We start from the raw sequence: 26044 nt of genomic DNA on the forward strand, positions 1-26044 counted from the left end.
CGTACGTACGGTGCAATGAGAGGTGCTGGGGGTAACTCCCCACATCTACTCTATTTTAGTATGCATTTTCCAGTATCATAGGTTTAACCTATATCTTCTGGTACCATCATAGCTACATTTTTCTTATTTGGAAGTTTTCAATAGGGCTGTTCTGTTTCCACATATCGTGGAGCATTCTGATGGCTGACTCACCATATCTTGTAGTGCAATTGCTTGCATGATATGGGCTATTTTTAAAGTCTATAGAAAATATTTTTCTCGCAGACATGTTTTGTCGCTGAGATTTTTTATTTTTGCAGTATTAATTGGAATGTCAAACAATAAAGATAAAAAATATGGATATAAAAGAATTGTTAGATCAGTTTACACTCTTTGACTCAGCAAAAGGGCAAAGAGCAGAACTTCCTGCTGTGGAAGGCAATTATATCGTGGTGTTAAAGGCTGGCTGTAATATTCCTGACGTTTTGGGTAATTTCAAATATACAGAAGTCTCTTTGCACGGAGTGGATTATCGTGTGTTGTATACAGGTATAGCTTCTGATTTGAAAAGACGAATATGGACAAATCATCTGCATGGTAATGGAGGTAATTCTACGCTCAGAAAAACTTTGGGCAGTTTGTTTGGATATCAGAAGATTCCTCGTGATAAAAATTACCAAATCAATAAAAAAACGAAGTTTGGTGCGGAAGATGAAAATAGCTTGACCGGATGGATGGAGCGTAATTTGCTTTTTGCTTATCTTGCCAATGACAAGAGTAAAGAGTTGGAATCTTTTTTAATCGACAGTCTTTTGCCACCTCTTAATGTGGAGGGCAGTAAGGCCGCAACTTTACAAAGAGTGCATGAACTGAGATGTGATAAGTAAGAAGTAAACAGTTCCTGTTATGGCAAGACAAATAGATGGCATTCGTCGAATGTTGCTTATCATCAATAAGATTTATGCAACCAATGGTCAGTATGGGGACAGCTGTGTTTCCGTACATGAACTATTGAGTTATATTAATGACCATGTGGATGCTCCTATCTCAGAAAGAACTCTGCAAAGAGACATCAATGACATAGAAATGCTGTTTCATATAGAAATTTCCTTTGATAGGGCAACGAATAGTTATCGCATCAATGAGAGGTTTTCGAGCAGGGAGGATAGGCTTTCTGAAATGCTCCTTAACTTCGAATTGCTCAATGCCGTGGATGAAAGTCCTAACATGAGGTCGTATATCTTGCCAGAGCATCATCGGGCTGTCTTCAGCAAGTATATGCCTCAACTGATATATGCGGTGAGGAATCAGCATACCATCTCTTTCCAATATGTCCTTTATCGACATGGAGGTGAGGTGATAACGAAAGAGAATATCTTGCCTCATTATATCAAGGAATCTAACCAACTGTGGTATGTTTTGGCTTATGATGCAGATGGATATCAGCTAAAGGCATATGGCATTGATAGAATCCGCAATCTGGTGGTGCATGATACCCTGTTTGAACGAAACGTAGATATTGATGTGAATGGGATGTATCGTGATTGTTATGGTATTTGGAATGATGAGAGTTTGCCCGTAGAGGAGGTTATCTTGCAATATGATAATAGGGATGGCTATTTCTTGAAGGCAATGCCGCTGCATCATACTCAGAGGGTTTTAGTGGATGATGGTAAAGTGTTCAAGATTTCTGTGCATGTCAAGATTACCAACGACTTTGTGATGGCATTGTTGTCTCGAAGCCGTTCTTTGGAAGTGATTGCGCCGATGCATCTCAGAAAACGAATGATGGATGTTTATAGGGAGGCTTTGGTAAGAAATTCTGTACCAAATGATATGTTTAATAATAATAATGTAGAATCGAATAAATAGTATTGTTGCCTATGGATTACTTTTATGTTGATATAGAAACGGAACTGGGGGAGATGTTGACCTATTATGTAGCGGCGATGGATGAGGCTCAAGCCGAGGATTTTGCTACTGCTGCATTCGAGAATGGGGAAATAGAATGTATGGGGATACAAATCGTAAGCATTTATGCTCATAGGGCATGATTTTGAACATTCGGGTATCTTTCTGCCTCTTATCACAACCAACTGTGATAACCTTCAACCAGATGCAGCCGGTGGAGAGAGACGGCAGAAGCATGAGGTCTTGCCGATGTGAAAAGTGGATATATAAAGAAAATTCGTCCCCGATAGTTCTGTAAGTAGAACTGTCGGGGGCGAAATTGTTAGAAAAAGATATAGAAATGTTAGTTGCCGATATTATCTTATGTATTTAATTTCTTTTTTTGATATCTTTAGCTCAGTGCCATCCATATATTCAATAGTGACACTTGTCATGACAAGTTTTTTAGCTGTCCAATTGTAAATGATGCAGTCCCAACAACCGCCACCTGTTTTTCCAGGTCTAATAGGTCCAGTATCTTTCCCCCCAGACCCTATATCAATCACCCAGGGTCTGGGGGAATTTTTCTTTTACCAGATAAGCACGGAATTTGTCCGCTTAGGCATCTTTACTGATGTTTTGAAACCGTCTGGGCCGAAAAGGCGTTTGCAGATGACAAAGAAATTGACTATCTTTGTCATACATTCAATAAATGATAAAAAGCCTATGAAAAAGAAAATGACAAGCCTTTTGGCTTTGTTTTGCATGATGTTTTGTGCTGGTGCCTCAGCACAGAGTGCCTATCAGAAAGCCTACGACAAAGCTAAGTCGAAGTCGCTGGTGAATGCTCTTTCGTTCTCGTTGGAGAAGGATAAAGAGCGGCTGCGCAAAGCTGCCTACAAGTATCGTGAAGACATTCCGAAAGAGGTGCTCAAGATGGCAAAGAAAGACAATGCCATCCTGCATGGCACGTGGATACAGGGACAGACGAAGTCGTGGGACTTGTTTGGCAAGCCTTTGCCCATTCCTGAGGCTTATGTGCCCTTGTGCCGGTACAACGACTCTGTGTTTGCCATACGCAATACGATGATGGAAACTCAGCCCATCCAATTGTATAATGTGAACAGGGGTGTGATAAATGTTCTTGCCTACAGTCTCGACGGAATCGTCTATCAGCCTTTTCTGAACAGTGCCCTGTCTAATATCAAAGAGTCTTTTGGTTATTCGAACGTTTTGGCTTCGCTCGACGACAAATATTTCTTTTCGGTTATCGATATCAATGCTTTGAACTCTCTGCAGGTTGCCGACCTTTGCCGTAAGGATAGCGCCAAAGCAGAAAGCATGGAGTATGCCGACTATATGGATCGGTGGAAGCATTATTATTACACGAGTAAGGTGTCGGACGACAGAGAACTGTATAAGGATAATGTGTGGGTGCAAGATGCCGAAAGGTATTATGCCTTGGGCGAATACCGTAAGGCTTTGCACTGTATCGAGCAGTTTATGGCATTTGATATTGATGGTATGAACGACCGAAACGGAATGTTCGCTTATGAACTGAAATATATGCAGCTGAAATGTTACAGGGAATTAAAGAAATACAATGATGTGCTCGCTGCTATGGACTATCTGAAGAGGGCCGACTATCTGGCCGACGGCATGTATTTTTCTCCTCAGTCGAAATCTATCGTCGTGTGTGCAGGTGTCTCGGAAGACGTAGAGACTAATTTTAAATCCAAGATGTTGACTTTGTGCAAGGAATGTCAGACTCTGCAGGAAGAGCGCGAACGCAACAATGCAATTTTTGCGGCAGCTCTCTTGGGTGCATTGGGCACCACGGTTTCCAACATCACTGGCAGCTGCAACCAGTCGTCTGGTGTGGCCTATTCGGGCGGTGGAGGTGCAGCCTCGTCGGCAAGTACGGCAGCGGCTGGCAGTTCTGCTTCTACCAAGACCGCTACCAGGTGTACTGCATGCAATGGCAAAGGCGTATGCCAGTCTTGCAAAAACCATCCAGGCAAAGCCACTTCCAGCTCCAAGGATCGTACTCCGTGTAAAGTCTGCGGTGGAAAAATCACCTGTCAATACTGTGGTGGCTCTGGATTCAAGAAACTCTGACCTCTCTGAATTCTCTTACTTCTGAACCTGCTAACCCTTCATTTTCCATATAAATGGGGATTGCACAGTGCAGAAAAACTACGTACCTTTGCACCCGAAAACAGAAAACAACGAAAAAAATAATACAAGAAAAAAAGTAAAGGTACATGTCACAAAGAATCATGATGGGCGTTGCCATGATATTGGCAGCAGCCACAGGCAAGGCAGAGAGTATTTCGGTGGATAGCAGTAAGGTGTACGACATAGACGAGGTGATCGTCGTGTCGCAACCCAAGGAGGCTTTCCGCCTGCGTCAGCAACCACTAAGCAGCACTTCTTTCGGAAACTTCGAGATGAACAGGTTGGGAGCCCGCGACCTGCGCGAGCTGTCGTCGTATATCCCCAACTTCGTAATGCCCAACTATGGCAGCCGTCTCTCGTCGGCAGTCTATGTGAGAGGCATAGGCAGCCGTGTGAACAGTCCTGCCATCGGTGTGTATGTGGACGGAATACCCGTGATGAGCAAGTCGGCTTTCAATCTGCACACCTATCAGCTGAGTCGTGTGGACGTGCTGCGAGGTCCGCAGGGCACACTCTACGGACAGAATACCGAGGGCGGACTGGTGAGACTCTATTCGCGCAATGCCTTCGACTATCAGGGCACCGACGTGAGGATAGGCTATGGCAGCCGTCGTTACAGCAATCTTGAGGCTTCGCACTATCAGCGTTTAGGAGACGACGTAGCCCTGATGGTGGGCGGATTCTACAATGCTCAGACAGGCTTCTTCCGCAATACCACCACGGGCGAGAGGGCTGACGACTACCAGGAGGCTGGCGGAAAGCTGATGCTGACCGGCAGACTGCATTCGGGATGGAAGGTGAATGTGACGGCAGACTATCAGTATGTAGACCAGAGTGCCTTCCCCTATGGATCGCTCGACCTGAATACGGGCAAGGCAGAGCAGCCAGCATCGACCTTCCCAGGCAGCTATCGCCGCAACAATCTCATCACCGGACTCACGCTGAGCTACGATGCCAACACCTTCTCGCTGGCATCCACCACGAGCTATCAGTATCTGAAAGACCACATGTACATGGACCAGGACTATCTGGAGGCTGACTATATGCGCATGATGCAGGACCAGTTGCAGAACGCTATGACACAGGAGTTCTCGCTGAAGAGCCGCAAACCCGTAGGAGGCGTGTGGCACTGGGCTGCGGGAGCCTTCTTCTCGGCACAATGGCTGAAGACCAACGGCCCCGTGTTCTTCGACTCTGCCATGACCACTCCCATAGGCAATGCCATACAGCAGCAGATGTATGGTGCCATGTTGCAGTCTATGGCCCAGCGCATGATGCGTCCCGGCATGACCCATGAACAGGCCCTCGCCCTGGCTGCACAGGTGATAGAGCAGGCTGGAGGCGTGAGCATGAACGTGGAGATGGGAGCACCCGGAACCTACCATACACCCCAGTACAACATCGGCTTCTATCATGAGAGCAACATCGACATCACCCCACGACTGGTACTCACCCTCGGTGCCCGCTACGACTATATGCTCACCAAGATACACTATGAGAGCATGGCATACATGAAGATGAATGCCAACGTGATGGGCTCAAAGGCTACGAACACGCTGCGCTCGATGCTCGACGGCAAGGCACACGATGGCTTCGAGCAACTGCTGCCCAAGCTGGGACTGAGCTACCGCTTAGGCTCAAAGGGCAGCAACGTGTATGCCACCCTGAGCAAAGGCTATCGCGCAGGAGGCTACAACATACAGATGTTCAGCGATATCCTGCAGACCGAACTCAACGCCAACCGCCAGCAGGCCATGAGAGGAAGCTACGATGTGCCCCATACACCGGAAGACTATGACAACGTGAACCACACCATCGCCTACAAGCCCGAGACCTCGTGGAACTATGAGGCGGGAACGCATCTCAACCTCATGGACGGCCAGTTGCATGTGGATGTGAGCACCTACTATATGAAGGTGAGAAACCAGCAACTGTCGGTGATGGCGGGCAACTATGGTTTCGGACGTATGATGGTGAATGCCGGCAAGAGCCATACCTGCGGACTGGAGCTGTCGGCCAAGGGACAGTTCGTGGACGGACACTTGGACTGGATGCTGTCGTATGGCTATACCCGTGCCGTGTTCGACGAGTATGTGGACGGTGAGGGCGATAAGGCTGTGAGCTACGAGGACAAGTACGTGCCCTATGTGCCACAGCACACCCTGGCAGCCTCGGCCGACTATCGCTTCGACGTGGAAAAGCCTTGGCTGAGAAGCGTCACCCTCGGTGCCAACGTCAATGCACAGGGCAAGACCTACTGGGACAACGCCAACACCTATGCGCAGAAGTTCTATGCCGTGGCAGGCGCACATATCGATGCCGACATGGGTAAGGTGGTGGTGAGCCTGTGGGGACGCAACCTGAGCAATACCCGCTACAACACCTTCGCCGTGGACAATGCTGCCACAGGCACCAAGCAGTACTTTGCCCAGAGAGGCAATCCCATACAGTGTGGAGTGGATGTAAGAATGCATTTTTAGAAAAAAAGTGCAATAAGATAGTAACATTTTATACATAAATATTCCATAATCGCAAATTTTGTATTACCTTTGCACCGGAATTTTGATTCTTACACACTTTAACATAAAATTTTATGGGAGGCATTTTCGGGACAATATCCAAGAAAAGCTGTGTCGCAGACCTGTTCTACGGCACAGATTATAATTCACATCTCGGCACACGTCGAGGCGGTTTGGCAACATTCAGCAAGGAGAAGGGATTCATACGGTCTATCCACAACCTGGAGAGTTCTTACTTCCGTACCAAGTTTGAGCCATCACTCGACAAGTTCGAAGGCAGCACATCGGGTATCGGAGTCATCAGCGATACAGATGCCCAGCCACTCATCATGAACTCGCATCTTGGCAGATTCGCCATCTGTACAGTGGCCAAGATTCTGAATATAGAGGAACTTACCAAGGACCTGCTCGACAAGAACATGCACTTTGCTGAAATGTCGTCGGGCAAGACCAACCCTACGGAGCTCATCGCCTTGCTCATTATTCAAGGCAAGACCTTCAAAGAGGGTATCGAAAATGTATATCACCACATCAAGGGTTCCTGCACTATGCTCGTCCTGACCGAGGACGGCATTATCTGTGCACGCGACAGCTGGGGACGCACACCTATTATAATAGGTAAGAAGGAAGGCGCCTATGCGGCTTCGAGCGAGTCGACCTCGTTTCCTAATCTCGACTTCGAGGTGGAGTATAATGTAGGTCCGGGCGAGATTGTCAAGATCAAAGCCGACGGCATGGAGCAGATACGTCCTGCCAACAAGCGCATGCAGGTTTGCTCATTCCTCTGGGTGTACTATGGTTTCCCTACATCTACCTACGAGGGCAGAAACGTGGAGGAAGTGCGCTTCAAGAATGGTTTCAACATGGCTAAGACCGACGGAGTGGAGGTGGACTGCTGCAGCGGTATCCCCGACTCGGGCACAGGTATGGCGATGGGTTATGCTGCTGGTAAGCAAGTGCCTTACCAGCGTTGTATCGCCAAGTATACTCCCACCTGGCCACGTTCGTTCACACCTTCCAACCAGGCCATGCGCTCGTTGGTGGCCAAGATGAAACTCATCCCCAACAAGGATATGCTGAAAGGCAAGCGAGTGCTGTTCTGCGACGACAGTATCGTGCGAGGCACCCAGTTGCGCGACAATGTGAAGGTGCTCTTCGAACAGGCAGGACTCAAGGAGTGCCACATGCGTATTGCCTGTCCTCCATTGGTTTATGGTTGTCCGTTCATCAACTTCACCTCCTCAAAGAGCGACATGGAGCTGATCACACGCCGCATCATCGAGAAGTTTGAGGGCGATGCGAATAAGAACCTTGACAAATATGCCACCACAGGCTCGCCTGAATATGAGCGAATGGTGGCAGAGATAGCCCGACAGTTGGGATTGACCACATTGAAGTTCAATACCATCGAGCAGCTCATAGAGGCTATCGGACTGCCCAAGTGCCAGGTGTGCACCCATTGTTTCGATGGAAGCAGCAAGCACTCTCTCGAGCAGTTGGCTGACGAAGAGGAAGCTTAACAGAGCAAGAAAGAAGTCAGACAGAGCAAGAGAAAGAAGTCAGACAGAGCCCCAAGCGAAGGCTTGGCAGGCTATGAAAAATAAATCGGAGTCGGCTAAGCGAAGGCTTAACTGGCTCCGAATGTTTTTTTACTGTGTGTCAAGTGAAGGCTTGGCAGGCTATGAAGTGGAAACTTTAGTTGAGAAAACCCAGCAAAGCTCCTGCGGCTACGGCCGAACCGATGACACCCGCCACGTTGGGTCCCATGGCATGCATGAGCAGGAAGTTGTGTCGGTCGTATTCCAACCCCAGATTGTTGGAGATACGGGCGCTCATAGGTACGGCGCTCACTCCGGCATTTCCTATCAGTGGGTTGATCTTCTTGCCCTTTGGCAAGAACACATTCATCAGTTTGACAAACAGTATTCCGCTGGCTGAGGCGATGATGAACGCCAAGGCTCCGAGGGCAAAGATCTTTACCGTGTTGAGGGTAAGGAACTCTGAGGCCTGGGTGGAGCAGCCTACGGTAAGTCCCAAGAGCATCACTATCACGTCGTTGAGGCTGCTGCCTGCAGTCTTGGCAAGGCGTGTGGTCTTGCCACTCTCTTTCAGCAGATTGCCAAAGAAGAGCATTCCCAACAGCGGCAGACCGCTGGGCACGATGAAGGTGGTGAGCAGCAGGCCGATGATAGGGAAGAGTATCTTCTCGGTCTGACTCACCTGTCGGGCTGGCTTCATCTTGATGACACGCTCGTTCTTCGTGGTGAGCAGGCGCATCAGCGGGGGCTGGATGACTGGTACCAGTGCCATATAGGAATAGGCGCACACGGCGATGGCTCCCATGAGGTTAGGACTGAGTTTGCTCGACAGGAAGATGGCTGTAGGGCCGTCGGCACCTCCGATGATGGCGATGCCTGCTGCCTGGTTGGGCTCGAAGCCTAAAGCTAAGGCTATCATGTAGGCTCCGAAGATGCCAAACTGGGCTGCGGCGCCGATGAGTATCAACTTCGGATTGGAAATCAATGCCGAGAAGTCGGTCATGGCTCCGATGCCGAGGAAGACGAGTGGGGGATACCAGCCTTGTCGCACACCCTGATAGAAGATGTTGAGCACCGAGTTGTCTTCGTAGAGACCTATCTCCAGTCCGGCGTCGGTGCGGAAGGGAATGTTGCCCAGGATGATGCCGAGACCTATGGGCACCAGCAGCAGCGGCTCGAAGTCTTTCTTGATGGCGAGCCAGATGCAGACGATTCCCACCAATATCATGATGAGGTTTCCTGCCGTGGCATTGGCAAAGCCTGTATAGGTCAGGAACTCCTGAAAATTCTGTATGATGAAATCCATAATAGTTGTTCGTTAAGTTGGGGTTTATGTTGATGGATTCTTGGCAAGAGCAATGCTCTCTGGGGTTAAGCAATCGTTACCAAGGTGTCGCCTTCCATGACAGCATCGCCCTTGTTGACATTGATGCTTGCGACGGTGCCCGAAGTCTCAGCCTCGATGTTGTTTTGCATCTTCATGGCTTCGAGAATCACTACGGTATCTCCTGCGCTCACCTTGTCGCCCACCTTTACTTTAATGTCGTTGATGGTGCCAGGCAGTGGAGCTACCACAGGCTTGCCACCAGTGCTTGCTGAGGCTTTCTTGCTGGCAGCAGCTTCGGCATTTGCAGAGGAGGAAGAACTGCCTGTTGGGGTAGTCTTGGCACTGTCGGCAGACGATACTCCGCCCTTGTCATCAGTAGCCTCATTCGCTATGCGGAACTTCTGCTTGCCAGCCTTGACAGGTTGCTTCATCTCCACTTCGAAGGGTATGCCGTTGACGGTTACATTGGCGATATTGCCTTCTATATCTTGTATCTCTACTTCGTAGTCTACGCCTTTTACTTTATATTGGTATTTTGCCATAGTTTTATTCTTTAATATTTTTATTTTTTATCAGTAAAGCTGTTGAATTTTTCACTCTTCGTTCTTTACCCTTCGTTCTTCACTTATTATTGAATCTCGGTTCGTTCCATCTCGTCTGCTTGGGCTTAATGGTGATGATGCCCGGTTCGATGTCGTGCACATCCTCCAAGTATTCTTTGAGAGCCAGCGAGATGACAGCCATATAGATTTCCTTGTCGATGCCCTTGGTGATTAGGCCTTCCTTCAGCATCACGTTGGTCTTATGACCGATCTCTGTGGTCAGCTCTATGGTCTTCTTGCCCGTCTTATATAATAAGGTGGCGTGTTTCTCAGTGGCACGTGCGATGCGCTGCTTGTGCTTCATATAGGCACCGAAGAGCCAAAAGAAGACGAAGAGCAGGGCCAGACAGGAGAAGACAATGCCCATGGAAAGGGCTGCAATGCCGAAGCCATGAGGGTCTGTCGTCTTGAGAATCTGTGGCTTGCTGAGTCCTGTGTCTTGTGGAAGATAGCCCGGAGTGACATCCTTGGCAGCGCAAACCTTCCAGCTGCTGAGGTCTTTACTGAGGGCATATGACTGGTCGGCTGCCATCCAGGGAATGCTGACAGAGTCTATCAGGTCGACAGCATTGCCGTCGTAAAGAGCTATCCAGTTGTTCTTCTCGTGGAAAGCATCCGCAATTTCCTTGAGAGGCACCAGTCCGAGTTTCAAATGGAAAGGACCATTGCCCTCGCTCAGCCATCTGAAGTGTCCCTTGCCCTTGGGAAAACAGTCGGGACACGTCTTCTCTGAATCTTCCTGCCAGAGGTATCGGTCGTAGATGATCACGCTTTTCTTGCCAGCAAGGGTTGTGCGCGGCTCATTGTTGGGTAGGGGAGACATGAGTTTGCGACGTTCCTCGGGCGACATGTTCTTGTCGAGCACACGTCGGTCGGTGGTAAGGAACATGCCACGGATATTATAAGTAGTAAACGAGGTGTTTGACAGTTCCACCCATGCTTTGTGGGCACCATACTCGTCGACGATACTGGCTTGGTTGTTGGGCATCAACTCCGTTATGCGGATGCTTTTAGCTCCTTGTGCCCAAGTGGACAAGGTGGCAGTGACCAACAGGCTTAATAGGATTCCAAATTTCTTCATAGGCTTTCTCTCTTTTTGAAGGTTGGTGTATCAATAGGTATTCTTACAGCCTCAAAGTTACAAAGATTTTTGGAATAAGCAACAAAAGAGATGCACATTTTTTCTTAAATGTGCACCTCTTTTATAATTTATAAATTTTCGTTTATAAAAATTCAAATATAGTAAGTGAACTTTCTGCTGTCGGAGAGTCTTTGCTTAGCAAATGATTCGCTATGCTCCGCAGAAGAAAAGTACCACTATCTGGGCTGAGAAGATTCTGAGGAACATACTCAGCGGATAAACGGTAGAGTAACCCACGGCAGGAGCCTCCTTAGAGCAGGAAGCGTTGGCATAAGCCAGGGCTGGTGGGTCGGTATAGGTTCCGGCTATCATACCCATGATGGTGAAGTAGTTGAACTTGTACTTCAGTCGGGCTATGGTGCCCACGATAAGGATAGGAATGATGGTGATAAGGAAACCTGTGTACACATACTTGATACCGTCGCCCTGTACCACAGTGTCCCAGAAACCGGCACCAGCCTTGATGCCCACACTCGCAAGGAACAGCACAAGACCTATCTCTCGCAGCATCATGTTGGCAGAGGTGGTGGTATAGGTAACCAGTTTGAAGTGATAACCGAAACGGCCAATGAGGATGGCGATGATCAGCGGACCGCCAGCAATACCCAACTTCAGCGGAACAGGCATTCCTGGAACTGCGAAAGGCAGACTGCCGAAGATGATACCAATCATGATACCTACGAAGATGGTGGCGATGTTAGGCGCATCGAGTCGCTTCACAGAGTTACCCATCATTTCAGCCACACGGTTTACATTCTCCTCGGGACCTACAACGAGAATCTTGTCGCCCACGTGGAAGTGGTGGTTGCGACCGGCAAAGATGTCCATTCCCTGGCGTGAGATACGGGTGACGTTGACGCCATACACACTCGAGAAGTGCATCTTGCCAAGAGTCTTACCGTTCATCTCAGGACGTGTAACGACAATGCGGCGCGACACGAAGTGCTGAACCTCATCTTTCTCGCGATCCCATTCGGCCTCTATCTCAGGACCGATGAAGGCCTTGATGGCTTCGGCGTCAGCCTCGGCGCATACAACGAGCAGTTCGTCGCCCACCTCGAAGGTAGTCTGGCTGTTAGGAATGCTCACCTCGCCATTGTGGAGCAGTCGTGAGCATACGATGTCGCGGTTCAGAAACTCGGAAACCTGTCGGAGAGTGCGTCCTGCGATATAGGTATTCTCCACACGAAGGTGCATGTTGTGCGCCTTGGCATGTGGGTTGGCTGCGTCTTCTTCGTTTAGTTTCTCCTCCTCATCCGCGGTGTTCACCTTGCAGATGTACTTGATGAGAATGGTGGCACCGATGATGCCTACCACACCGAGTGGATAAGCGCAGGCATAACCGTTGGCAATACTTGGGGCACCATTGGGGAAGACGCTGAGCAGCGCCTCGTTGGCGGCACCAAGACCTGGCGTATTGGTGACGGCTCCATAGAGTGTACCCACCATCATTGGCAAGTTGTTGGGGTTGCTGGTGTCGAAGAAAAGATAATAGCATGCGAACATTACACAGACATTGAGGAATATCGCAGCCGTCGACAACAGGTTGAGCGTCACACCGCCTTTCTTGAAGCTTTCGAAGAAGCCCGGACCTACCTGCAAACCGATCATAAAGACAAAGAGAATGAGTCCGAAGTCTTGTATGAAGGTCAGAATGTCCTTGGGAGCAGTGAAGCCTACATGTCCTGCCAGGATGCCGGCAAAGAGCACGAAGGTAACGCCAAGTGAAATGCCACCAATCTTAATCTTGCCCAAATACACGCCCACTGCTATGACAATGGCATAGAGCAGGGCGATGTGAGCCACCGATTCGGTGTTCGTAAAAAGGTTGATAATCCAATCCATTGATCTGTCTTCTAAATGAAAATATGTTTATTTTAGGATTTTTAGTTGGGGTGAATAAAAATGGAAAAATCGGGGACACGTATTAAGGGTGTCCCCGACTTGAAAGTGTTTGATATATTGTAACCTATTGAATCCAATAAATCAATACTTCGTCACAACAAAACAAGATAGATATTTCTTTGTTCATCCATCAAGAATTGTATGTGTACGAATCTCCATTCTGATGAATTACTTCTCAATAGCAGCTACGCCTGGCAATACCTTGCCCTCAATAGCCTCGAGCAGAGCGCCACCACCTGTAGAGATGTAAGAAACCTGGTCAGCCAAACCGAACTTGTTGATACAAGCTACAGAGTCACCACCACCGATGAGTGAGAATGCACCCTCCTTAGTAGCTTCAGCGATTGCCTCTGCGATTGCCTTAGAACCACCAGCGAAGTTGTCGAACTCGAATACACCGGCAGGACCGTTCCAGAGGATAGTCTTAGCACCCTTGATGGCAGCAGCGAAAGCCTTGCGAGTGTCAGGACCTGCGTCCATACCCTCCCAACCGTCAGGGATATTGTTAGATGGGCAAACCTGTGTGTTGCAGTCGTTCTTGAAAGCATCACCGCAGATAGAGTCAGTGCCGAGTACGAGGTTTACACCGTTCTCCTTAGCCTTCTTGATTACGTCGAGAGCTACATCGAGCTTATCGTCCTCGCAGATTGACAAACCAATCTTGCCGCCGAGAGCCTTAGAGAATGTGTATGTCATACCACCACAGAGGATCAGGTTGTCAACCTTTGTCAAGAGGTTCTCGATGATACCGATCTTGGTAGAAACCTTAGAACCACCCATGATAGCAGTGAATGGGCGCTTAATGTTGCCGAGTACAGCGTCAACAGCCTTTACCTCTTTCTCCATCAAGAAACCGAGCATCTTGTGGTCCTTGTCGAAGCTGTCGGCGATGACAGCAGTAGAAGCGTGCTTGCGGTGAGCGGTACCGAAGGCATCCATTACATATACATCAGCATAAGAAGCCAACTTGGCAGCGAACTTCTTCTGACGTTCCTTCATCTCAGCCTTGGCAGCATCGTACTCAGGAGTACCCTTCTCAACGCCTACTGGCTTGCCTTCCTCTTCAGGATAGAAGCGAAGGTTCTCGAGCAGGAGAGCCTCACCTGGCTTCAGCGCAGCAGCCTCTGCATCAGCATTGCCGCAATCTTTAGCAAACTTCACCTCAACGCCGAGAGCGTCGGATACGTTCTTTACAATCTGTGAAAGAGAAAGCTCTGGCTTAACTTTGCCCTTTGGCTTACCCATATGGCTCATCATGATGAGAGCACCACCATCGGCCAGCACCTTCTTCAATGTAGGAAGGGCACCGCGGATACGAGTGTCGTCTGTTACATTACCATTTTCATCCAATGGCACGTTGAAATCAACGCGTACGATTGCCTTGTGACCGGCAAAGTTAAAATCTTCGATTTTCATTTTACCTAACGTTTTTATTATTAGTTATTTAATTTCTCTCTATATTATGAATAGAATGTTCTTTGTTGTAATCTGTCTCGTTCGTTCTGTCTGTTTATTGTTCTCCATGACAATGATGAACAGGACTTGTGTTTTAGACTTTGTGCCAACTGTCGTGGGTGCTGCCTTTTTGGCGTTTTACTCATTTGAAGTCGACTCTGCTGAAACTGTAGGCAAAGGTATGAAAAATAACTGAATGTTGCAAATTTTGGTGTTCTTTTAAGGATTTTTTTTATCGAAGAGGCTGGTAATGTAATATCGGCTTTGCAAAATGTAACCTTTTGATGTGAAAGTGTGGCGAATATTTGGCGAAAGTGAAAAAATAATGTACCTTTGTCCTTGATTTTAATACTCATCAGAATATGGCAAAAGACAAGATAGCTTATGTTTGCAGCAACTGTGGTCAGGAGTCGTCGAAATGGATAGGAAAGTGCCCGAGTTGTGGACAATGGAATACGTTCAAGGAGATTCGTATAGCCAATGATACGGGCTCCCAGGCTGCCCGCAACGCTGGCATGAGCATGCGGCATGGAGGTGCTGCCACGATGTTTGGCGGCAATCACAGCGATGGGGGAGCAAGGCCTGTACGTCTGCGCGATATTTCTGCTCATGATGAGCCGCGCATTGATATGCACGATGGTGAGCTGAACCGTGTGCTGGGTGGAGGACTGGTTCCTGGCAGTATCACGCTCCTGGGCGGTGAGCCGGGCATCGGAAAGAGTACACTCACACTTCAGACCATTCTTCATCTGCCCGACATGAAAGTGATGTATGTGAGCGGCGAGGAGAGTGCCCATCAGATTAAACTGCGTGCTGACCGACTGGCTTCTGCATCGGTGGGCGATGAGAGTGCTGATGGCAGGGCCTCGCTCGACAATGTGTCTATTCTTTGCGAGACATCGTTGGAGAAAATCTTCACGCATATACAGGAACAGGCTCCCGGACTGGTGGTAATAGACTCCATACAGACGATTGCCACCGACGAGGTGGAGAGCTCGCCAGGCAGTATCTCACAGGTGCGTGAGTGCGCAGCTGCCTTGTTGAGGTTTGCCAAGACAAGCGGCATTCCTGTCATCCTTATCGGACATATAAATAAGGAGGGAACCTTGGCCGGACCGAAGATTCTGGAACATATTGTCGACACGGTGGTTCAGTTTGAGGGCGACCAGCATTATATGTATCGCATCCTGCGCAGTATCAAAAACCGATTCGGAAGTACCTCAGAGTTAGGTATCTACGAGATGCAGCAGGGTGGACTCCGACAGGTGAGCAATCCTTCGGAGCTCTTGCTTACCGACGATCATGACGGTTTGTCGGGAGTGGCAATCAGCAGTGCCATCGAGGGTGTCCGTCCTTTCCTGGTCGAGACACAGGCGCTTGTATCTACCGCAGCCTATGGCACACCACAGCGCTCGGCTACGGGCTTCGACCAGCGTCGGCTCAACATGCTCTTGGCTGTGCTCGAGAAGAGGGTAGGCTTCAAACTGATGCAGAAGGACGTGTTCCTGAACATAGCAGGCGGACTGCGTGTCACAGACCTGGCGATGGATCTCAGTGTGATAGCCGCCGTATTGAGCAGTAATGTGGACACGCCTATCGAGGCTGGCTGGTGTATGGCTGGCGAAGTAGGTTTGAGTGGTGAGGTTCGTCCGGTGAGCCGCATCGAGCAGCGCATCGCCGAAGCCGAGAAGTTGGGCTTTCATGACATCATCATTCCCCGTTACAACTATCATTCGCTCGACAGGTCGAAGTACAGCATCACCATCCATCCTGTGAGGAAGGTGGAAGAGGCGCTCCGCTGTCTGTTCGGATAAGTGTGCACGCAGATTTTGTGGAGTACGCAGATTTTGCTAATATTGGATTGCAATATGATTTTATAAATAATAAATTCAAATACAAAATGAAGGATTCTGTAATCATTGTGAGCGGTGGTATGGACAGTATCACGCTGCTCTACGATAAAAAAGACGAGATTGCCTTGGGTATCAGTTTCAACTATGGCAGCAACCATAACGAGCGTGAGATTCCTTATGCCAAGATGCACTGTGAGCGTTTGGGCATCAAGCACATCACCATCGACTTGGGTTTCATGCATCAGTATTTCAAGAGCTCGCTCTTAGAAGGCGCCGATGCTATTCCAGAAGGACATTATGCCGACGAGAACATGAAGTCGACGGTGGTGCCTTTCCGCAACGGCATCATGCTGAGCATTGCCATCGGCATAGCTGAGAGCAACAACCTGAAGAAGGTGTTGATAGCCAATCATGGAGGCGACCACACTATTTATCCCGACTGCCGTCCGGAGTTTATCTCTGCCATTGACCGGGCTGCCCAGGCAGGAACCTTTGTCGATGTGCACGTGTCAGCTCCTTATACCAACATCACCAAGGCGGACATTGCCCGTATAGGCAAGCGATTGGGAATAGACTACTCTGAGACCTGGAGTTGCTATAAGGGTGGCGAGAAGCATTGCGGAAAGTGCGGTACGTGTGTAGAGCGCAAGGAGGCTCTTGCCGAAGCCGGTATCGAGGATAAGACCGAGTATCTGGAATAAAAAAATGAAGTTAGCTTCCATGACGAGTGAAGCTAACTTCCTTTTGTTTTTATATCCTTTTGTTTTTATATCCCTTTTTGTTTGCCTTGCCTTTTAAGCAGAGTGAGGATAGAGAGATTTATCAGTCTTTCGATACAGCCTGCAGGCGTGCGATGTATTTGCCCAGGATGTCGAACTCGATGTTGACAATGGTTCCCACTTCTATGTTGCAGAAGTTGGTGTGGTCGTGAGTATAGGGAATGATAGCCACAGTGAAGGTGTTGTCGGTAGGCTCACAGACAGTGAGCGACACACCATTGACAGTGACCGAACCCTTGTCGACAGTGAAGTAGCCCTTGCGAGCCATCTCGCGGTCGAGTCTGTATTCGAAAGTATAGTAGGTGGAACCATCAGCATCACGTTTGTCAATACAGGTGGCAGTCTGGTCTACGTGTCCCTGTACGATGTGTCCGTCGAGCCTGCCGTTGAGCATCATAGAACGTTCCACATTCACCTTGTCTCCCTCTTTCAGCAGTCCGAGGTTGGAACGGTCGAGTGTTTCCTTCATGGCAGTAACTGTATAGGTGTTGCCTTCTAAAGCCACGACCGTGAGGCATACTCCATTGTGCGCCACACTCTGGTCGATACTCAACTCGCCAGCAAACGGGCATTCCAGTGTAAGGTCGATATTCTCCTTGTCCCTTTTCACAGCCACGACAGTAGCCATGTTTTCTATGATTCCGCTAAACATGATGTGATATTCGTATGAATTTAAAATGTTGATGAATGTTTTCTATGATGTAGAATATTGTTCAAAGAATGATGAGAGTATTCAATGACAAAGTTCTAAGAATAAAAAGAAAAGGGTCGCCCGATGATGTGATGAAACTCCGAACTTAGCAATAAGTTTGAGAGCCCCCCGCTTTTGTAATCCACCGGCTTTGCAGCTTCACCGAACGAAGTCCAGCTTATTGTGGCCCGCCATAGGCAAGAGAAGTCTTCTCGGTTTCATAATTTGTAATGTGATGAGTATCCCAATCTAACCGAAACGACCCTTATGTATTTGCAAAGATACTGCTTTCTTCTGATGCAGCCAAATTTTTTGGCATTTTTTTACAGCATTCTTTCTGCTTGTTCTTCTTTTTTTTACAGCATTCCCTTCGATGAAGGCAGTTCGAAGTGATAGATATCTCGCTTCACTGCCATCTTGAGTGATCGTGCGAGGGCCTTGAAGATACCTTCTATCTTGTGGTGTTCGTTCTCGCCTTCTGCCTTGATGTTGAGGTTCATCTTGGCAGCATCGCTCAGACTCTTGAAGAAGTGCTTGAACATCTCGGTGGGCATTTCGCCTACTTTCTCGCGATGGAACTCAGCGTCCCAAACGAGCCAGGGGCGTCCACCAAAGTCGAGAGCCACCTGGCACAGGCAGTCGTCCATAGGCAGGCTGTAGCCATATCTCTCGATGCCTCTCTTGTTGCCCAATGCCTGAAGCAGACATTCGCCCAGTGCAATGCCTGTATCTTCGATGGTGTGGTGCTCATCCACGTAGAGGTCACCCTTGGTGTGGATGGTGAGGTCCATCATTCCGTGCTTTCCTATCTGCTCTAACATGTGGTCGAAGAAGCCCAGTCCTGTGGAGATGTCGCAGTGGCCCGAACCGTCGAGGTTCACCTTAATATATATGTCAGTCTCCTTGGTGGTGCGTTTTACCTCGGCGACGCGGTCGCCGGCAAAGAGAATTTCGGCTATTTTGTCCCAGTCCATGCCATCTTTGCCCAGTATCAGACTCTTGCATCCCAGGTTCTCGGCCAGTTGAGCGTCGGTTTCACGGTCGCCGATGACATAGCTGTTGGCCAAGTCGTATTCTGGATTGTCAATATAGTGGGTCAGCATGCCGGTGCCAGGCTTTCTCATGGGCGAGTTGTCCTCGGGGAAATGGCGGTCTATCAGTTGCTCCTTGAAGTGGATTCCCTCACTTTCCAGTGTCTGGATGATGAAGTTGTGCACAGGCCAGAAAGTGTTTTCCGGGAAGGAGTCGGTGCCTAATCCGTCCTGGTTGCTCACCATGACGAGCTGATAGTCTGTGTGTTGGGCAATGAAACTGAGGTTTCTCATCACGCCCTTGGTGAAGACAAGCTTCTCGAAGCTGTCAATCTGTTCATCTTCCGGCTCCTGAATCAAGGTTCCGTCGCGGTCGATGAATAGCAGTCTGGTTTGTTTCATGTCTATGTCTTTTTTATGTTGAATGATTTTTAGCATTTAGCATTTCAGTTTTCTTCATTTCGTCGTTCTCTATACTGCCATAGAGAAAGACGTACGAGATAAACAACCAGTGCAGGATGTATGCGAAGATGAACAGCAGGAGAGCTGTCACGATGATGAAGAGGAAGGTGAAGTAGGAGGGCGTTCCTACCGGGTCGCCTTCGAGAGTGCCCATCTGTGCCGATACCTGTGCGCCTATCAGGATGGCGAGAGGAATGTAGATCAGGATACCTGCCACCAGGATGACAAGACTGCCCAGGAAACCCATCTTGAAGATGGAACCCATGTGGCGGAATCCGCACTTGAATGATTTCCAGGGGCGTAATTTTTCACCCTTTTCCTGCAACATGTATTTGGGAGTGAGATAGGCGAAAGGCAGACTCACCGCCATGCAGAGGGCGGTGGCAGCGACGATGGCGAGTGCAAAGAGCACGATGATGAGGAGCGAGGGCGAGCCTGCTGCCGAATCTGCCGTAGCAGCCGAGCCTGAGGCTGTGAGAAATGCCGTAAGGTAAAAGCAAGTTAGGGCAAACGTTGCGGCGAATGTGACGACGAAACTGACGACAGCCGAAACGAGATAAATCGTAGTAAACCGCTTCATCATTCTGCCAAAAGGCTTGTCGGTCAGCCAGCGCCATGCTGCTGCTCCCATGAGGAAAGCCGCCACGATGACACCCAAGTAAACGACCGTCTGCAGGCAGAACGACAGCATCATGTTTTCCTCGCCCCAGTCGTGAAGCATCTTGTTGGGTGTGCGCAGGTAAACCATGAATGCCACCATGAATGCATAGATCATAAAAGCCCACCATGTACTTTTCAGCAGGTTCTTCACATTGCCAGTCATCAGACTGTAAGCTTCTTTCATGCAGGCAGTTACACTGCGATGCTTTATCAAATCATTTATCTTCATAGTTTCATTGAATGCTTAGTGTTTAATGTTTAATGTTTAGTGTTTAATTGTGGGATAACAACCTTTCTGCACATTAAACACTAAACATTAGTTTCATCTCCTTCCTTGTCTTCTGAATTCCGAGCAGGTGATGGCCGTGGCTATTGCTACGTTCAGACTGTCGGCAGTAGGTCTTTCTGGAGGGAAGTTGGGGATGAGCAGCCTGCGGTTCACCCTCTGGGTGAGTTCGGGCGAGATGCCTTTTCCCTCGTTTCCCATGACGATGAATCCACGGTTGTCGAGCTGTTGTGCATAGATGTCCTCACCGTCGAGCAGGGTACCGTAGACAGGCACGTCGGCAGGCAGCGAGGCGAACAGCGCCATCAGGTCGCCATACAGGACCTTCACTCTGGCGATGCTTCCCATCGTGGCTTGCACCACCTTGGGATTATACACATCGGCAGTTTCGGGCGAACAGTAAATGTTCTCTATGCCAAACCAGTCGGCGATGCGGATGATGGTTCCCAGGTTGCCCGGGTCCTGCACTCCGTCGAGGGCGAGGTTCAGACAGTTGAAGTCGACGTTGGCAGAAGCGAAGTCTCTGTTGTCCCTTTGGTCAAAGACGGCGAGCACCTGTTGCGGATGCTGCAGGAAGCTCACCTTTCTGAGTTCCTCCTCGCTTACCGTGACCACTTCCGTCCTTGGGTCAATGCTTTTGTCTTTGAGCCATTCTTCGGTAGCCACAATAAGCGATGCAGGCTGCAGTACTAAGAGGTCGTCCACCACCTTGTGTCCTTCAGCCACGAACTTACCTTCCTTGTTGCGGTTTTTCTTCAGTTCGAGCGACTTGATATATTTTATCTTGTTCTTGCTGATCATCGTTGTATTTCTTTCTCCTGAATTTTTGGGAGTTTCTTCTTTTTATCCTTTGGGCCGCATGGTGATTTTTTCAAAGGCGAATCTCAGCCCTCTCTCACCATAGCTCACCTTTCCACAAAGGCAGAATCCCATAGACGAGAGCAGGCTCACCATGGGCAGGTTGTCGTAGTTGGTGTCCACCTTGATGCTGGGCACGTGCTCCACTTCGCACAGGCTACACACCTTGTTGATGAAAATGCGTGCGTATCCCTCTCTCTGCAGTTTGGGCAGGGTTGCGAACCGGTGTATGACGTAATAGTTGCTGTTGGTGAGCCATTTTCCTTCGAGAAACTCGTAGGCAGGTTCTCCGTTCAGCACCACCGCTCCGTAAACGGCTATCTGGTCGTTCACGGTGAGCACATAGGCATTGCCGTTGTTGATGTCTGCCAGGATGTCCTTGTAGGCAGGATATTGCTCTGTCCACTGGTGACGTCCCGACTTGATCATCTGTTCTCTGGCTTCGTTGATGACCGTCCAGCAACCGTCAAAGTCTTTCATGAAAGCTGGTCTAAAATCAATCTTCATGCTGTTTCTTTTTGTTGCGTATTATGTTGTGTTTAACTTCCGAACTTGCTGAAGTTCAGTTGCGTATTTATGTAATTTTTCTGCTGTGTGTCGACTTAATCCACGAGGCATTTGTCCAATTCCTTGCAGATGGCCTCTTTCTGCAGATGCTGACCGATGAATACGATCTTGATCATTCTGTCGCCCACCTTGTCGTCCCATTCCTTTCTGAGCTGTTCCTCACGTGCCAGCAGCTCGTCGAGTTGGTCTTTAGGCATGGTGGCTATCCATTGTCCAGCCTGCTTCACGGTCTTCTGTCTTCCAGCCTGTTCGAACACGTAGCACATGTCTCTCTCGTCGGCAAAGTAGCAGATTCCCTTGGCTCTTACCACGTCGCGTGGCCATTTGCGTGCCACGAAGTCGTCGAAGAGTCCCAGGTCGAAAGGCTTGCGGCTGTAGTACACGAAGGTGCCGATGCCGTATTCCTCAGCCTCTCCCTCATCGTCGTGGTGATGATGGTGATGGTCGTGGTCGTGATGATGATGATGCTCGTGTTTATCATGCTCGTGCTTATCGTCGTGGTCGTGATGATGATGCTCGTGCTCATCGTCATCGTGCTCATCGTCATCGTGCTCATCGTCATCATCATGATCGTCGTGATCGTGATGATCTTCGTTGCGTTCTGCCTCAATCTCCTGGATCCATCCAGCCGATGTGGCCACGGTTTCCCAGTCAAACTTACGTGTGTTGACAATCTTGTCGAGGTCTACGTCGCCGTAGTTGCACTCGAAGATTTCAGCCTTGGGCTGTATGGCTTTGATGATGTGTTTCAGTTTGTCGAGGTCTTTGGGTTCCACCTCAGCAGCCTTGTTGAGCAGGATGATGTTGCAGAACTCTATCTGCTGGATGACGAGCGACGCCAGATCTTCCTCGTCGATGTTGTCCTTCATCAGGTCGTCGCCGCCTGCAAACTCGTCTTTCATTCTCAGAGCGTCCACAACGGTAACGATGCTGTCGAGTTTCAGCACTCCGTTCTTGATGTATTGCGGACCGAGAGTAGGAATCGAGCAGATGGTCTGTGCGATAGGCGCAGGCTCGCAGATGCCGCTTGCCTCGATGACGATGTAGTCGAACTTCTGCATGTCAACGATTTCCTTGAGTTGTTCCACGAGGTCCATCTTCAGCGTACAGCAGATGCATCCGTTTTGCAGAGCCACGAGCGAGTCGTCTTTCTTTCCTACCACGCCTCCTTGTTCTATGAGGGCAGCATCGATGTTCACCTCGCCGATATCGTTGACGATGACTGCAAACTTGATGCCTTTCTGGTTAGCCAAAATCTTGTTGAGTAGTGTTGTCTTTCCACTGCCTAAATAGCCTGTAAGCAACAGGACTGGAATTTCTTTTCTACTGTTCATAGTTTTATTTATTTTACTCGAGTTTTATTTTCTGTAGTTGTCGAGTCCCTTGTTCAGGAACTCAAGATATGCGTTTACGTCCTCCTTGAAGCTGAAAGCTGCGGTGAGCGGATTGCCGTCGTTGTCGACAGCCACGTAGAAGGGCTGAGCGTTGGCACCAAATTTGCTTGCCTGCAGGTAGCTCCATTTGTCGCCGACGGTTCTCAGGGTGTACTTCTCGCCGTTGAATGTCACTTCCATAGGCTGTGGCAATGGCGTCTTGTCGTCCACATAGAGCGAGATGAGCACGTAGTCTTTGGTCAGCTTGTCAGCCACGTTGGCGTCGGTCCATACCGAAGCTTCCATCTTGCGGCAGTTCACGCAGCCGAATCCGGTGAAGTCTATCAGCACAGGTTTGCCCTGAGCCTTGGCAGCTGCCATTCCCATCTCGTAGTCCTTGTAGGCAGGTTCCACGGTCTTGGTGTTCAGGTTGAAGTCCTGTGTGTTGATAGGAGGAGCGAATGCACTCACCGCCTTGCAGGGAGCGCCCCAGAGACCGGGAACCATATACACGGCGAAGGCCAGCGAGCACAGACCCAGCATGATGCAGGGCACGGGCATAGGTTTGTCTATCTCGCCACCGATGGCGTCTACCTGGAACTTCAACTTACCGATGAGGTAGAGACCCAGGGCGCCGAAGATGACTATCCAGAGCGACAGGAACACCTCGCGGTCCAAGATGTGCCAGCCATAAGCCAGGTCGGCCACAGAGAGGAACTTCAATGAGAACGCCAGTTCGACGAATCCCAAAACAATCTTGATGGTTTCCATCCATGAACCCGACTTAGGGGCCGACTTGAGCCATGAAGGGAAGAGTGCGAAGAGGGTGAAGGGCAGGGCGAGTGCCAGTGCGAATCCCAGCATGCCCACGGTAGGAGCCAGCCAGTCGCCCGACGTCACCGTCTGAACCAACAGCAGTCCGATGATAGGTGCTGTGCACGAGAAAGACACCAGTACGAGGGTGAAGGCCATCAGGAAGATGGAGATCAGTCCTGTGGTGCTCGATGCCTTGTTGTCTACGGCGTTGCCCCAGCGGTCGGGCAGTTTGATTTCAAACCATCCGAAGAAGGAGAAGGCGAACACCGCCAAGAGTACGAAGAGAATGATGTTGAATACCGCACTGGTAGACAGAGCGTTGAGTGTGCTTGGACCTGCGATGGCTGTGACGGCGAGACCCAAAGTCAGATAGATGACCACGATGCTGAGTCCGTAGGTGCAGGCATCGCGAACGCCCTTCTTCTTGTCGTTCTTGGCACGTTTCAGGAAGAAACTCACCGTCATAGGAATGATAGGCCAGATGCAAGGCATTACCAGTGCGAGGAGTCCGCCCACGAGTCCCATCAGGAAGATATAGATGAGCGAGTGGTTGACTATGTCTTTGGCGCCTCCGAACGCCTGCAACTCTTTCACTACGGGCTGCCACAGCGCCTTGGTGTCGAGCTGTTCGGCAGCTTGAGCCAGGGCTGCGCTGTCCAAGGTGTTCTGCTGTGCGGTGTCGGTCAAGGCAGCCTGCATCATGGCGATAGAGTCGGCTTTGGCCTTGGCTGCCATTGCAGCGTCCTGCTTGTTGTCGGTCTTGGCTTCCTGAGCAGCCTTGCTGTCTATGGCAGGCGCCTTGCCTGTGTGCTTGAAGTTGACCTCTGAAGGAGGCAGACAGCTCTGGTCGTTGCAGGCTCCGTATTCCAAGTATGCGTCGATAACATACTGAGCAGCAGTGAATTTTACCTTCTGCACGAAAGTGGCGCTTCCTTCGAAGAAACGCAGCTTCATGCCGAACATATTGTCGTATTTCGACACCTCGTTGCCTCGTGCCTGCAGTTTGCCGACGAGTTCTACGCCTTCCATTTTGTTGACGTTGAAGGTTGCCGAGATAGGTCCGTCGCTTCCCAAACCTGTAGAGTAGACGTGCCATCCTGGTTGAATCTTTCCGCTGAATACAATCTCTGCAACTGCTGTCCCGTTAGTTTTCAACTGACTGGTGAATTTTACAGGGCTAAGCAGTTGTGCCTGTGCAATAACTGCGAACAGCAGTAATTGCAGCGTAAATAACATTTTTTTCATCCTAATCTTTATCTTTTTTATATTTGAGTGCAAAGTTACTAATTTTAATTGAAATAGTAACCATTTAGGGCGATTTTTTGTTAAGAAGATAAAGGGGAAGAAGAGGCAGGAATATTTTATTTTTGTCAGGAATGCTTCTCAAATTCTTTACTTAAAAATTATTGGCTCGAATCAAATATCTCATTCAGAATAATTCTTGAGTTAGGATAGCCTTTGTTTTAACTCCATTGAATTCTCCTTGACTTCAGAGAATGCTCTCGTAAATCTTGTCGAATTCCTGTCTTAGCAGCGCTTTGTCCTCGATGATGTCGCGCAGCATTTTCAGTTCCTTCTCGTTGGGCGAGTTGGGAATCCAGAGTTTGATGTATCCATGTACTGAGTACTTCTCGTCCATGTGGTGGGCGAAGAGTTCCCATATTTGTTCCTTGTCTTTACCGGGATTGTTTTCCTTGGCATAGAGGATGGCACGGAGGAAGATCTCGTGGGTGTCGATGTCGCGGTCGGCTTCAGCCACGATTTTGCCGTAGATGCTTCTGGGCTGACGGCTTGACGAGGCCCTGTGGTCTTCCACCGCCTCTTTCATGATCTTTATCTGGTCTTGGGAGAACCATCGCTTCAGCCGGGCATCTGCCATGAGAATCTTTCCGCTCGTGATGTGGTGGATAGCTCTCGGTCCGCTCATTCCCAGGTCGTGGTAGGCAGCCACGACATACACCATGTTGATGTCGGCACCCGTGATGCGTGCCAACTCCAGAGAATTTTTGATCACCCTGTTGACGTGTCTGAGTCCGTGGCTTTCACCGAACTCTGTATATTTTGGCAGAATCTGTGTTTCCACAAACTCCATGATTTCCATACTTACTTGTTGTATCATTGCTTTTTCTCCTCA

Annotated in this window: 21 protein-coding genes; 8 read left to right on the top strand and 13 right to left on the bottom strand. The window is 49.2% G+C overall.

Annotated features, from left to right (window positions below):
* Positions 1 to 335: 335 nt before the first annotated feature.
* The 6 genes from F7D20_RS02865 to F7D20_RS02890 all read left to right on the top strand — a co-directional run bounded on the left by F7D20_RS02865 (position 336) and on the right by F7D20_RS02890 (position 8086).
* A complete protein-coding gene (locus F7D20_RS02865; protein WP_158462764.1) occupies positions 336 to 866 on the top strand; it encodes a GIY-YIG nuclease family protein in 531 nt (176 codons plus the stop codon).
* 19 nt (positions 867 to 885) lie between these two features.
* Positions 886 to 1851, top strand: a complete 966-nt coding sequence (locus tag F7D20_RS02870) for a helix-turn-helix transcriptional regulator (RefSeq protein ID WP_158462765.1) — start codon at positions 886 to 888, stop codon at positions 1849 to 1851.
* A gap of 11 nt (positions 1852 to 1862) precedes the next feature.
* Complete coding sequence (locus F7D20_RS02875) at positions 1863 to 2033, top strand: hypothetical protein (RefSeq protein WP_158462766.1); 171 nt, start codon at positions 1863 to 1865, stop codon at positions 2031 to 2033.
* Between the two features lie 562 nt (positions 2034 to 2595).
* A complete protein-coding gene (locus F7D20_RS02880) occupies positions 2596 to 3987 on the top strand; it encodes a hypothetical protein (RefSeq protein ID WP_158462767.1) in 1392 nt (463 codons plus the stop codon).
* A gap of 146 nt (positions 3988 to 4133) precedes the next feature.
* On the top strand, positions 4134 to 6527 hold the full coding sequence (locus tag F7D20_RS02885) for a TonB-dependent receptor (protein ID WP_158462768.1): 2394 nt from the start codon (positions 4134 to 4136) through the stop codon (positions 6525 to 6527).
* Positions 6528 to 6640: 113 nt separating this feature from the next.
* The gene (locus F7D20_RS02890; RefSeq protein WP_158462769.1) at positions 6641 to 8086 is read left to right on the top strand and encodes an amidophosphoribosyltransferase; all 1446 of its coding nucleotides are present in this window, start codon (positions 6641 to 6643) and stop codon (positions 8084 to 8086) included.
* Between the two features lie 175 nt (positions 8087 to 8261).
* On the opposite strand, the gene F7D20_RS02895 is transcribed toward F7D20_RS02890, so the two are convergent.
* The 5 genes from F7D20_RS02895 to F7D20_RS02915 form a co-directional block, all read right to left on the bottom strand.
* Positions 8262 to 9410, bottom strand: a complete 1149-nt coding sequence (locus F7D20_RS02895) for a sodium ion-translocating decarboxylase subunit beta (protein WP_022252948.1) — start codon at positions 9408 to 9410, stop codon at positions 8262 to 8264.
* Positions 9411 to 9475: 65 nt separating this feature from the next.
* Positions 9476 to 9973 (bottom strand): acetyl-CoA carboxylase biotin carboxyl carrier protein subunit, encoded by a 498-nt coding sequence (locus F7D20_RS02900; RefSeq protein WP_158462770.1) that lies wholly within the window; start codon positions 9971 to 9973, stop codon positions 9476 to 9478.
* Between the two features lie 79 nt (positions 9974 to 10052).
* Positions 10053 to 11114 carry an OadG family protein gene (locus F7D20_RS02905; RefSeq protein ID WP_158462771.1) on the bottom strand — a complete coding sequence of 354 codons (1062 nt, stop codon included), beginning with the start codon at positions 11112 to 11114 and terminating at the stop codon, positions 10053 to 10055.
* 210 nt (positions 11115 to 11324) lie between these two features.
* Entirely contained in the window at positions 11325 to 13019 is a 1695-nt protein-coding gene (locus F7D20_RS02910) for a putative transporter (RefSeq protein WP_158462772.1), read from the bottom strand.
* A 228-nt stretch (positions 13020 to 13247) separates the two neighbouring features.
* Positions 13248 to 14495 (bottom strand): phosphoglycerate kinase, encoded by a 1248-nt coding sequence (locus F7D20_RS02915; RefSeq protein ID WP_022252952.1) that lies wholly within the window; start codon positions 14493 to 14495, stop codon positions 13248 to 13250.
* Positions 14496 to 14896: 401 nt separating this feature from the next.
* On the opposite strand from F7D20_RS02915, the gene radA reads away from it, so the two are divergent.
* Positions 14897 to 16348, top strand: a complete 1452-nt coding sequence (gene radA / locus F7D20_RS02920; RefSeq protein WP_158462773.1) for a DNA repair protein RadA — start codon at positions 14897 to 14899, stop codon at positions 16346 to 16348.
* A gap of 86 nt (positions 16349 to 16434) precedes the next feature.
* Positions 16435 to 17088 (top strand): 7-cyano-7-deazaguanine synthase QueC, encoded by a 654-nt coding sequence (gene queC, locus F7D20_RS02925; protein WP_158462774.1) that lies wholly within the window; start codon positions 16435 to 16437, stop codon positions 17086 to 17088.
* A 121-nt stretch (positions 17089 to 17209) separates the two neighbouring features.
* Here the strand turns inward: queC and F7D20_RS02930 are convergent, their stop codons facing one another.
* The 8 genes from F7D20_RS02930 to F7D20_RS02965 all read right to left on the bottom strand — a co-directional run bounded on the left by F7D20_RS02930 (position 17210) and on the right by F7D20_RS02965 (position 26029).
* Positions 17210 to 17818: a riboflavin synthase gene (locus tag F7D20_RS02930; RefSeq protein WP_158462775.1), complete on the bottom strand. Its 609-nt coding sequence runs from the start codon at positions 17816 to 17818 to the stop codon at positions 17210 to 17212.
* Positions 17819 to 18213: 395 nt separating this feature from the next.
* Positions 18214 to 19290: a bifunctional histidinol-phosphatase/imidazoleglycerol-phosphate dehydratase HisB gene (gene hisB, locus F7D20_RS02935; RefSeq protein ID WP_158462776.1), complete on the bottom strand. Its 1077-nt coding sequence runs from the start codon at positions 19288 to 19290 to the stop codon at positions 18214 to 18216.
* Positions 19291 to 19303: 13 nt separating this feature from the next.
* On the bottom strand, positions 19304 to 20239 hold the full coding sequence (locus F7D20_RS02940) for a hypothetical protein (RefSeq protein WP_158462777.1): 936 nt from the start codon (positions 20237 to 20239) through the stop codon (positions 19304 to 19306).
* A 93-nt stretch (positions 20240 to 20332) separates the two neighbouring features.
* On the bottom strand, positions 20333 to 21097 hold the full coding sequence (locus tag F7D20_RS02945; protein ID WP_158462778.1) for an RNA methyltransferase: 765 nt from the start codon (positions 21095 to 21097) through the stop codon (positions 20333 to 20335).
* 42 nt (positions 21098 to 21139) lie between these two features.
* The gene (locus F7D20_RS02950; RefSeq protein ID WP_158462779.1) at positions 21140 to 21661 is read right to left on the bottom strand and encodes a GNAT family N-acetyltransferase; all 522 of its coding nucleotides are present in this window, start codon (positions 21659 to 21661) and stop codon (positions 21140 to 21142) included.
* Positions 21662 to 21756: 95 nt separating this feature from the next.
* Positions 21757 to 23055 (bottom strand): CobW family GTP-binding protein, encoded by a 1299-nt coding sequence (locus F7D20_RS02955; protein ID WP_158462780.1) that lies wholly within the window; start codon positions 23053 to 23055, stop codon positions 21757 to 21759.
* Between the two features lie 24 nt (positions 23056 to 23079).
* Positions 23080 to 25155: a protein-disulfide reductase DsbD family protein gene (locus tag F7D20_RS02960; protein ID WP_158462781.1), complete on the bottom strand. Its 2076-nt coding sequence runs from the start codon at positions 25153 to 25155 to the stop codon at positions 23080 to 23082.
* Positions 25156 to 25399: 244 nt separating this feature from the next.
* Positions 25400 to 26029, bottom strand: coding sequence for an HD domain-containing protein (locus F7D20_RS02965; protein WP_158462782.1), 630 nt, complete (start codon positions 26027 to 26029; stop codon positions 25400 to 25402).
* Positions 26030 to 26044 lie beyond the last annotated feature (15 nt).

Source organism: Segatella copri (genome assembly GCF_009495355.1).
GTDB lineage: Bacteria > Bacteroidota > Bacteroidia > Bacteroidales > Bacteroidaceae > Prevotella.